This is a genomic window from Niabella sp. CPT15-335-S11, from assembly GCF_058792415.1.
Genome location: NZ_JBYTEI010000001.1, coordinates 1618437 through 1628488, shown reverse-complemented (window position 1 = coordinate 1628488; position 10052 = coordinate 1618437). Strand labels below are relative to the sequence as shown.

9 protein-coding genes are annotated in these 10052 nt (G+C 42.5%); all 9 read right to left on the bottom strand.

Annotated features, from left to right (window positions below; genetic code table 11):
- Positions 1-468 precede the first annotated feature (468 nt).
- Positions 469-1239 carry a WecB/TagA/CpsF family glycosyltransferase gene (locus AC3WS5_RS06570; RefSeq protein WP_492466457.1) on the bottom strand — a complete coding sequence of 257 codons (771 nt, stop codon included), beginning with the start codon at positions 1237-1239 and terminating at the stop codon, positions 469-471.
- 7 nt (positions 1240-1246) lie between these two features.
- Entirely contained in the window at positions 1247-2446 is a 1200-nt protein-coding gene (gene wecC / locus AC3WS5_RS06565) for a UDP-N-acetyl-D-mannosamine dehydrogenase (RefSeq protein WP_492466456.1), read from the bottom strand.
- Positions 2447-2478: 32 nt separating this feature from the next.
- Positions 2479-3618, bottom strand: a complete 1140-nt coding sequence (wecB, locus tag AC3WS5_RS06560) for a non-hydrolyzing UDP-N-acetylglucosamine 2-epimerase (RefSeq protein ID WP_492466455.1) — start codon at positions 3616-3618, stop codon at positions 2479-2481.
- A gap of 91 nt (positions 3619-3709) precedes the next feature.
- On the bottom strand, positions 3710-4477 hold the full coding sequence (locus tag AC3WS5_RS06555) for a WecB/TagA/CpsF family glycosyltransferase (RefSeq protein WP_492466454.1): 768 nt from the start codon (positions 4475-4477) through the stop codon (positions 3710-3712).
- 24 nt (positions 4478-4501) lie between these two features.
- Entirely contained in the window at positions 4502-5074 is a 573-nt protein-coding gene (locus tag AC3WS5_RS06550) for a CatB-related O-acetyltransferase (protein ID WP_492466453.1), read from the bottom strand.
- 18 nt (positions 5075-5092) lie between these two features.
- Entirely contained in the window at positions 5093-6271 is a 1179-nt protein-coding gene (locus AC3WS5_RS06545) for a glycosyltransferase family 4 protein (protein WP_492466452.1), read from the bottom strand.
- 516 nt (positions 6272-6787) lie between these two features.
- Positions 6788-7654 carry a glycosyltransferase family 2 protein gene (locus tag AC3WS5_RS06540; protein ID WP_492466451.1) on the bottom strand — a complete coding sequence of 289 codons (867 nt, stop codon included), beginning with the start codon at positions 7652-7654 and terminating at the stop codon, positions 6788-6790.
- 176 nt (positions 7655-7830) lie between these two features.
- The gene (locus AC3WS5_RS06535) at positions 7831-8457 is read right to left on the bottom strand and encodes a hypothetical protein (protein ID WP_492466450.1); all 627 of its coding nucleotides are present in this window, start codon (positions 8455-8457) and stop codon (positions 7831-7833) included.
- Between the two features lie 953 nt (positions 8458-9410).
- Complete coding sequence (locus tag AC3WS5_RS06530) at positions 9411-10037, bottom strand: acyltransferase (protein WP_492466449.1); 627 nt, start codon at positions 10035-10037, stop codon at positions 9411-9413.
- Positions 10038-10052: the final 15 nt, after the last annotated feature.

The window sequence follows — 10052 nt, the reverse complement described above, 5'->3', positions numbered from 1 at the left end:
GCCGCTTAGTGGATAAAGCATTTGAAAAGCTGAAAAACTCTAATTGACACTGGCCCAGTTTTAGGGGAAGCTTACAGCATAAATTTAAATCAAAATACGAGAATACAAAAATATATTTCAAAAAATTAATTCTGAAATGGATGTACTACAAAAAATATTCTGGGAAACCGTGGGATCCAGGCAAAAGGATCCGACATAAGTGGAGCAAACTGCATAAAACTCCGGCATCGAGTCTTTACGAGTCCGATTAGCCCATTCCTAAATGAGCTGATATTTCATAATCCAAGCAATCTGGGTCGATAGAACTTCTTCCGCCGCACCCTGCAATCAAATCAAGATAACATCGTTAGGAAGTCGCAAGACTCCCTTCCTCACATGACTCCGTCCTTAACCTACGCAACCGAGAATATAAAACATCCCACTAGGTGACCCTCTCAAATTAGCGAACAGACCTACGCGTCGAGTGCATCAGCTATTGGCCCGCACCGGCCTAAACCCCTGCCGGGCCCATTGTTTGAAGAACAAAACAAGAAACAGGGTATTGGTGACCGCATATCGTTTCCACATGCGGCGAGGTTCCTGATAGATTCTGTAAAGCCATTCCAGCCCACCTCGTTGCATCCACAGCGGCGCGCGCTTCGTTTTACCAGATACCACGTCGAAGGAGCCGCCCACACCCATAATAAAGGGCACACGGATGAGCTCCTTATAGGTGTTCAGGAAAATTTCTTTTTTTGGCGAGGTAATGGCCACAAACAAAATATCAGCACCGCTTTCACCGATCTGCCGCGCGATACCGGGTTCCTCTTCCTTACTATAATACCCATTCCGATATCCGGCAATAAGTTCCGGCCCATAGCGGTTCGTATATTTATCTACAACGGCACTCACAACTTCCTCCCGGGCCCCAAAGAAAAATATCCGGTACCCCCTCACCGACGCCATCTTCACCAGGTTCTGCATCAGATCTATACCTGCCACACGCCCCGGTAAGTGCCGGCCCAAAAAGCCCGCTGCCCACACGACTGCCTGCCCGTCCGCATTGATAATATCGCAGTTTACCACCGACTCATACAACACAGGATCCTTTTGCATATTGACCAACTTGGCCGCATTGACCACCACGTGGTGAATAGGGTGACCGGTATCTATACTCTCGCCGATATATTCGAGCGTCCGCTCCATATCAATGCTGTGTATGGGGCAATTAAATAATTCTACTGCAGGTAGTGATTCCATTTACTAACTATTTTCTTACTCCGCAAAAATCAAGTTCTATCTTATTTCCTTCCTTAACGATAGTAGGAAATTCTTTATGACGCACCAGCCAGACCACGATATCAGCCTGCAGATAAGCCTCCTGATGATTGACCAGGTTGAAAGATTTATGTACGGTAACGTTGGGCTCGACTACCAGCACCTCGGCGCGTGCCTCACTGATCACCCTGGAAGTAATGTACTTGGCCGGAGACTCGCGGAGATCATCAATGTCCGGCTTAAAAGCCAATCCCATACAGGCTACCACCGGCTCTCTCTCGTATTTGGTTTCGAATTCAATGCAGGCTTCGATTACTTTGTTTGCGCACCAATCCGACTTATAGTCATTGGTCTCCCGGACCCGCTTAATCAGTTGCGACTGTTCTGGAAAATCACTGACGATAAACCAGGGATCGACGGCGATACAATGCCCGCCAACACCACATCCCGGTTGCAGGATATTCACGCGTGGATGTTTGTTCGCTAATTGGATCAATTCCCACACATTAATTTTTACACGGTCGCAGATCATGGATAGTTCATTGGCAAAAGCGATCTGGGCATCTCTGGATGAATTCTCTGTGAGTTTGCACATCTCTGCCGTTCGGGCGTTTGTAGGATGCAGGGCGCCCCGCACAAATTGCGCGTAGAAATCGATCGCTTTCTGTGTACTGGCTCCATTAATACCGCCAATTACCCGGTCATTGTGCACCAGTTCATGCAACACATTTCCTGGCAATACCCGCTCCGGGCAGTAGGCAATGTAAATCTTGCCTTCCAGCTCCGGTCTCTCTTTGAAAATCAACCGCGCCATTTTTTCCGTGGTCATCACGGGCGAAGTGCTTTCAATAACAAAAAGATTCCCTTCTTCCAAATATGGCAATACCGCCCGGGTAGCTGATTCCACAAAGGATATGTCTGCCCGGTGGTTCTGTTTAAAAGGCGTGGGCACAACGACAAAAAAAGCATCCGCCTTTTCCACCTGAAGGCTCGCCCGGAGTTTGCCGTTTTGAACCACTTCTTTTACCACTTTGTCCAGATCCGGCTCAACAATATGAATTTCACCCCGGTTAACGGTGTTGACGACCTCCGGGTTAACATCCACGCCAACTACATCAATTCCATGCATTGCCGCTACTGCAGCAGTGGGCAGACCTATATAGCCAAGGCCCATAAATAACGCTCTCATAATACAGTTTATCCAGTCTTTAAAATATCCATTTATAATAATGCAGGTTCCACCAGCTCAACTCCTGCCAGGTACGACGCGATACGTTTGGAGGCCTGTCCATCGCCGTAGGGATTATGCAATTGCGACATGCGCAGGTAACGATCATCGTCTGTCAACAGGCTCAGGGCTTCCGATACAATTTTCTCCCGGTTTGTCCCCACTAAAATCACCGTTCCGGCTTCAACAGCTTCCGGGCGCTCGGTAGTATTTCTCATCACCAGCACCGGTTTTCCCAGTGAGGGCGCTTCTTCCTGTACACCTCCGCTATCCGTGATGATAATCTTTGCCCGGTTCATCAACCAGATAAACCCTTCATAAGGCTGTGGTTCAATCAGATGAACGTTGGGCACATTATCCAAAATTTCATGCACTGGCTTCTGTACATTGGGATTTAAATGCACGGGATAAATGATTTCCACATCGGCGCGCTCCGCGATCTCTTTTAACGCGCGGCAGATATTCAGGAAACCTTCCCCAAAATTCTCCCGTCGGTGACCTGTCACCAGTACGATATCTTTCTTTAAAGGTAAACGACGCTTAAGTGCTGTTACAACAGGAGATTCGTTTTCTCCGATCAGCTTCAGTCCGTGGAGCAAAGCGTCAATCACGGTATTTCCAGTGACCATGATCTGATCTTCGTCCACTCCCTCATTGATTAAGTTGGCTTTGGCATCCAGCGTTGGCGCCCAGTGAATATCCGCCAGCCGGCCGGTTATGTTACGGTTCATTTCCTCCGGAAAAGGCGACCATTTGTTATGGGTTCGCAACCCGGCCTCCACATGACAGACTTTCGCACCTGCGTAGAAGGCAGCCAAAGCTGCGGCCATCGATGTTGTGGTATCGCCATGTACCAACACATAGTCCGGCTTGAAATCTTCTAGCACCGGCTTCATCCCTTCCACAATAGAAGCCGTAAGGCTGTATAGGTTTTGATTCGGCTTCATCAGATCCAGGTCGTACTGGGCGTCTATCCCAAAGAAATCAGTCACCTGGTCCAGCATTTCACGGTGCTGGGCGGTAAGACAAACCGCAGTTTCAACTTTGTTTGCGTGTCTTTTCAGCTCCAGATAGACCGGGGCCATCTTGATAGCTTCAGGGCGGGTACCAAAAACTAGTAAAATTTTTTTCATTTATTTAAAAACAATGTTTTGACTTTGTTGATCCTAAGTTCAAGCAACGTATTTCAATATTCGCCATGATTTCCAGGTAACCACCTGTCTCTCAGTCATCCGTACGAACTGGCCTGAAGCCTTGCCTTGCCCATTGCTTGAAAAACAGTATAAGAAACAAGGAATTTGTAACTGCATATCGCTTAAACAACCTCTTTGGCTCTTGAATCAAACGAAACAGCCATTCCAAACCAATCCCCTGCATCCATAATGGGGCTCGTTTTTGCATCCCAATCATCACCGGTAGGGCTCCTCCTATTCCTATCATACAGGCGTTAATCCTACCTTTCATTGAGGCCATCCACTTCTCCTGCTTTGGGCATCCCAAAGCTACAAACACAAAGCCAGCGCCACTATTGTTGATTTCTTCAATATACCGCTGCTCCTCTTCACTTGTCAACTCGCGAAATGGTGGACTTATCATCCCTGCAATATCCAACTGTGAATAATGATGTACACAATGCTTAAACGTCCTATCTAGCATAATCTGAGTGCCTCCATAAAAAAAAACCTTTATTCTGTTTATCTCGGATTCCCTCAATAAATCTGGGAGTAAATTCATCCCGGCAACCCTTTCTTGCCGGATATTGTATAACACTCTAAATGCCACTACTAACGGCATACCGTCTGGTGTAACAAGACTCGAACTATTGACCATGCCTTCGAAATCTTTATCTTTATGTCCCTCAATGCACATGTGCACATTAGCTACACAAGTATAAGTAGAAATACGATTTGCAGCAAAGTATATTAACTTGCTAACAAATTCATCATACCTCTGACACGTGACATTAATTCCGATAATCCTCCTGTACTCCATTTTTTCCTCAGGTCTAACCACTTGCTAAGTAAGCTTTAAACGAAAAACATCAGGGTTCATCTCAGCCAGACCTCCAAGATGACTTTTCAGCTCGGATTCCTGATCGAACCTATTTCCAATTTTCCTAGCTGGGTTCCCTCCACAAATACTGTAGGGTTCGACATCTTTAGTTACCACAGAACCAGCAGCAATTATAGCACCGTCCCCAACTTTAACTCCCTGCATGATTATAGCGCCATAACCTACCCACACGTCATTTCCAATTCTAGTAATGAGATCCTTTCCCTTCCAATTGTAATTGTAATCACGAATCGATGAAGACATGCGAACAGGAACTCCAATCTGTTTGAAATTATGGTCATATTTGCCAACAATCGCAACTTTATTACCGAAAATTACATAATCTCCGATAACACAATCTGTTTCGATTTGAGAATCTCTACCAATATAAAAATAATCGCCAACCTGCAACACACTCCTCGCCCAAAATCTAACTCTGAGACCAACATGCAGCCCCCTTCCAAACTTATACCCGCGCCAAACCGTAATTCGCAAAACTGCGATACGAATTTTCTTTAAATATTTCAACCAACTCATAAACTTGAAAATGTATTTTCAATCTCGAAATCGGCAATCATCTCTCTCACTTGTCAATCTAAGAGTCCGAATCGTTTCGGTAAAAGTCCTCACCATCTCGTCAACGTTACTTCTTTCCTTAACCAGTTTCTTCGCTCGAGAGCCCATCACATCGAGTATTTCTTTTGAAGTATGCATAAAACGAAACATTGCATCACACAGGGATTCGGAACTTCCCTCGCTAAATCGAAATCCAGTAACAGACTCGCTTATCAAATCCTCCTCTGTTCCATCTGCGTGGGAAACGATACAAACTTTTTGCCAAAACATTGCCTGATTAAGAGCCAATCCTCCCGCCCCAGGCATTACCAAGCAGTCACTTAGCTGGAAATATTCATCTACACCTTCTACAACTCTTCCAATAAAAACCACTTCAGATTCTAACCCATTGTCGACTGTGTACTGCTTCAAGCTTTTTTCCATTGGGCCACTACCAACAATAAGAACAACAAAAGGAACTTTAATTCTTCGTTTAAACCTCTTCACCGCCTCCAGCAGAAGGTCGACCCTCTTATCAGCGCCAAGACCACCAACGTATAAAAACATCGACGAATTCTCCCGTATTTGTAGCCCACTCATTAACTCAACACGCCTTTCCTTTGTCAGTTTTAGCTGTTCGAGTCCTTCAATTTCTATTCCATTAAATGCAACAGAAATTTTATCTTCCGCGCAACCGAGATCTACAAGCCTTCTCTTAGCAAACGAACTATATGCCAAATGAAAGGCTGCACTTTGCAAAAATCGACGATACACTAAGTTCTTAGCAAATCTTAACACGCTTCTCCTCACCCTGGCATGCTCCCACAAGCAAGACCAAACTATAAGATCAAGCTTTTTCTTCCGTGCCAACTTAGCAATCCGACGATAAACGGTCGTCCCTGGGATCGCAGGAACAATAACAAGGTCCGGATTCTCACGTACAACAAAATCGAACAACCCGACATAATCTCTCAAGGAAAAAACTCCCGCCTGCATAAACCTCTCCTCAAATCTTATATGTGGGAAGTTGAAACTCCGATAATTATTTGGCCTTCCGTCATCCACCTTCTTCTCCCCATCGATAATCAGCCACTCCAAATCACTATTTGCATCGACCAACTTTTCGAAAAAGGTCTCCCTATAATGCATTACGGAGGGAACTATAAAAAACACCTTCATACGTTTAATTATATTACTCTTTCGATTAAAATTTACGTCAAAAAACATATCGCGTCGCGATATGAACACCACTCGAGACAATGCTGTTTAACTGATAGTCTTTTCAATGGTTCTAATCAACGTCATTTCAAATAATAAAACTTAGTTTCGAACTAAGACTTCGATATACGTGGCTATTATGGATCCAATTCTCCACAAATTAAACCTAAAGTTCAGAGTAAAGCGTTGTCCAGAACTTGTAGCATCCGACTATTGTTCGCTGTCGGTACGAGATTAGAACTCTCAACATCGTTCGATAGCACAAATACTCATCCACCCCTTCATGATATTTCGCTTGTTTCAACAAAGACGTTTTATAAACTCAGTTCAATGTAAAATCCAAAATTGAACAGGCAAACTTCAAAAATAAGTGCAGCATTAATTACCCCATAAAATAATCAGTTCCAGACGGTCATTTTAAAAGAATCTTTCAAAATATTTAGCTTCTTCCAATTTCAAAAACTATCAACTCAAATCTTATGCGTCCCCCCTTTTCAGGTAAGCCCATAAAAACGGAAACATCGTTTTTAGCCACAATTTTAAAATGGCTGAATAATACTTTCTAGGAAAAAATTCCCGAATATAATAAAGGTATTCATTGTAAGCCAAACCCTTGGGGCTGTACAAATACTGGATACGTGCTTTAAGCGGCGAGGATTGTGATAGCCGTCTATTTCCACTATCATTAACACACTCGCCGCAATAAGTGGGGCAAATTATTACCGGAAAGCCCGCTCTCGCTGCCCGAAGTGTATAATCATAATCCGCAATCCCATGGGTATATCGCTCACAAAAACCACCAATTCGATCGAATACTTCTCTACTAACTAACATAATGTTAGCATTCCCCAATTCACAAGACTGATAATTAGTCCCATCAGGAATAATTAACTCCCCTTTATTATCCCCCTGCCACCTAAGCCGTCGGCCCCCATAAGTGACGACATCCTCAACAGGATCCTTAGTTGTTCCAATGTAAATCCCCCCGTTGTTAAAAGTCTTTTGAGCATATCCGTCTGCCTTGAGCAGTTCAAGTAAGCATTCAGGATATATATTTGTATCATCGTTGACCAGCCAATAGTAATCATATTCCTGTGTTTGAACTGCCTTACTCCATGCTGCTCGCATACCGCCGGCCCAATATAGACCAGGAAACACAAAAGTATAAACTAACGGGTACTTTAGTCGTACAGCAGCAGGAGTATCGTCACACGAGCCACCGTCAACAACATACAAATCAAGCGCAAATCCCTCTGACAGACGCTGGGAGTAAATATCCCGCAAACATCTTAAAGTGGTCTCCTTGCGATTATAACACGTAATTAATACGGCGACTTTTCTCATCTAACGAAATAATTCAAATTACACAATAATTTCTGAAGATGGATATCCCTCCAAACTCAAATACAACGAATAATCCATACAGAAGGATTCAGCAACCTTCCCAAACTTGTTCATTCGACTGCAAAAACCGACCGCATCCTTCAATTACCTTCGTTAACGGCGTCATGAAAACTCCATTACTTCCTGAGCCTCCCCTGTAACACAAAATTGGATAAGGTGTTGTAAAGAAAAACGTAAACCATTATCGATAAGCACCCGAAAAAAACGGTCGCCTGCCCAGTAATTAAGAGTATATAAAGTGCAAACAAAATTGAATGTTGAAATAGTCCAAAAACGGAATTTGGCTGGTTAATTCGGTTTGAAGTTTTATTCACAAAAAAAGCTAGTAATATCATGAACAGACTACCCCAAATTCCAAACGCAAAATATAGCTCAGAAATTATCCCTGTCCTGATACCGAACTCAATATTATATGCATCACGCCAAATATATGCACTTCCCAGCTGCGTTAATCCCTCCTTGCTATATCCAAAAAAACTCAACACATTTGAATTCACAAATGCCCCAATGCTACTTGAAAGAAAATCATACCTTTCAGTGGATGTTGTCGTCAACTTCTCAAACGAAAAAACATAGTCCTTAAATTCAATGCCAAAAGGTATTTTATTAATAAATAAATTAACCCATTGCCCAATATCACTGCTGCCCATTCGAATGGCTAAAATCGAAACATATACAACAACAACCCCGAGGAAAACCATGATAAAAGGCAAATAGGAGACTTTCTTTGAAGGATCTTTCATCCGGCGCAAGTAGTCATTTAAAGGCAATAAGGCCAAAAGAGAAACTAACAGTAGAAATCTCTTACCGTCAACAGATAATATAAACAAAACTAAAGTAACAAAGACTATGCTTAAACACTTGAAACGTTTGGTTATTACCCAAAATGCTCCGATTAAAAAACTGTAGACGCACAAAAATTTATAACCATAGAGAGGACCATAATTGTAATTATACATAAAGTCGACAAAACCCCCTCCGGATAAAATTGGCAGAAATCCAAGACTCTTGTATAGACTATATATGAAGACGAAAGGAAACAAAACAAATGGGATCCAAAAGACCAAATTCAATAAACCTATTTTTGCGGGTCGCAATCTTCGCCGTTGAACTATTTTTCGCTCAAAGTATATTAAGGATATGATAAATACAATCAAATTAAGAAAATAGAGCATCGAGGCATGATGTATATTCACTTTCCACGTTGTATCGAAAATAATCGCGCTATTAATGTTCAAAACCCCTAAGAAGTAGAAGGCAAGCCAAAAGTGACTAATAATCAAGTTATATCGATTATTCAAAAAGAAAGAGAGCCTCAAGCATAAAACAGCACTAATCAATACATCGAGAGGAATGAATATAATTGTATATGACTTAACAAAAAAAACTTTCAATACCAAATTGCTGCAGAGTATGCATAAGTACGGAAGGCTCTTCTTTAATAATTTGAATCTCATCGCCGATATCTAAATAACAAAAAGCACCTCAAAACTGTGCTCCACAAAATCACCAAAAAAAAACTGTTACAAATCATCTTAATTACCTAAACACTCGAAAACAAATGTGTAAGAGGCAGCTTTCGTTACGTGTGTAAGTTGAAATTTGGCGCATACAAGTCGCGCAGAAAAACATGACGAAAACCTTAGATTACAATCCCGATGGCTAAACCTCAAATCCACAACATTGACCCAAAACTTTATACTGAGTCAGAAAGAGTCCTTATGTACTTAGCTGGATTTCCAGCCCATAGCTCATTATCTGGGATATCTTTGGTAACGACGGAGCAAGATCCCACTACAGCACCGTTGCCAATCTTTACCCCCTTCAAAATGGTGGTGTGGGCTCCAACAAAAACATCGTTTCCGATCTGTACAGGCTTAGCTCGGGTGTTCGCTCCATCTGTTGCACTATCCCTTCGAAAAACTTTATCGATACTATGGAAATCAGTATCGTAAATCGCGCAATTTCCCCCTATTTTCACATTGTTGCCTATCGTGATTGAATCAGAGCATACGATTGCAGTAGCACTTATACCCACATTATCTCCTATGATTAACGATGCCCCGACGTTTACAATAAAATAGCACGGCTGTTGGCGTCCAATCATATTAAACCTTCCCCCATTGTTCATTCTAAAATTATCACCAATAATCATTGTTGCGGTCATAGCAACATCAATCCTTGGAACACCCGCGGACTGAATATTCTTCCCAAACACTACACCATTCCCAAAAAGCTTCATTAAACTAATTATTCGATAGAAGCCATTGGAAATCATTCTACAAATCTTTCGAATAGCCCGAAAAACAAACCTGAAAATCATACCATTTTTTTTACA

Excerpts from the sequence above, each read along its gene's own strand:
- AC3WS5_RS06570 (WP_492466457.1), bottom strand. The coding sequence starts at position 1,239 with ATGGAATCACTACCTGCAGTAGAATTATTTAATTGCCCCATACACAGC.
- wecC (WP_492466456.1), bottom strand. The coding sequence starts at position 2,446 with ATGAGAGCGTTATTTATGGGCCTTGGCTATATAGGTCTGCCCACTGCT.
- wecB (WP_492466455.1), bottom strand. The coding sequence starts at position 3,618 with ATGAAAAAAATTTTACTAGTTTTTGGTACCCGCCCTGAAGCTATCAAG.
- AC3WS5_RS06555 (WP_492466454.1), bottom strand. The coding sequence starts at position 4,477 with ATGGAGTACAGGAGGATTATCGGAATTAATGTCACGTGTCAGAGGTAT.
- AC3WS5_RS06550 (WP_492466453.1), bottom strand. The coding sequence starts at position 5,074 with ATGAGTTGGTTGAAATATTTAAAGAAAATTCGTATCGCAGTTTTGCGA.
- AC3WS5_RS06545 (WP_492466452.1), bottom strand. The coding sequence starts at position 6,271 with ATGAAGGTGTTTTTTATAGTTCCCTCCGTAATGCATTATAGGGAGACC.
- AC3WS5_RS06540 (WP_492466451.1), bottom strand. The coding sequence starts at position 7,654 with ATGAGAAAAGTCGCCGTATTAATTACGTGTTATAATCGCAAGGAGACC.
- AC3WS5_RS06535 (WP_492466450.1), bottom strand. The coding sequence starts at position 8,457 with ATGAAAGATCCTTCAAAGAAAGTCTCCTATTTGCCTTTTATCATGGTT.
- AC3WS5_RS06530 (WP_492466449.1), bottom strand. The coding sequence starts at position 10,037 with ATGATTTTCAGGTTTGTTTTTCGGGCTATTCGAAAGATTTGTAGAATG.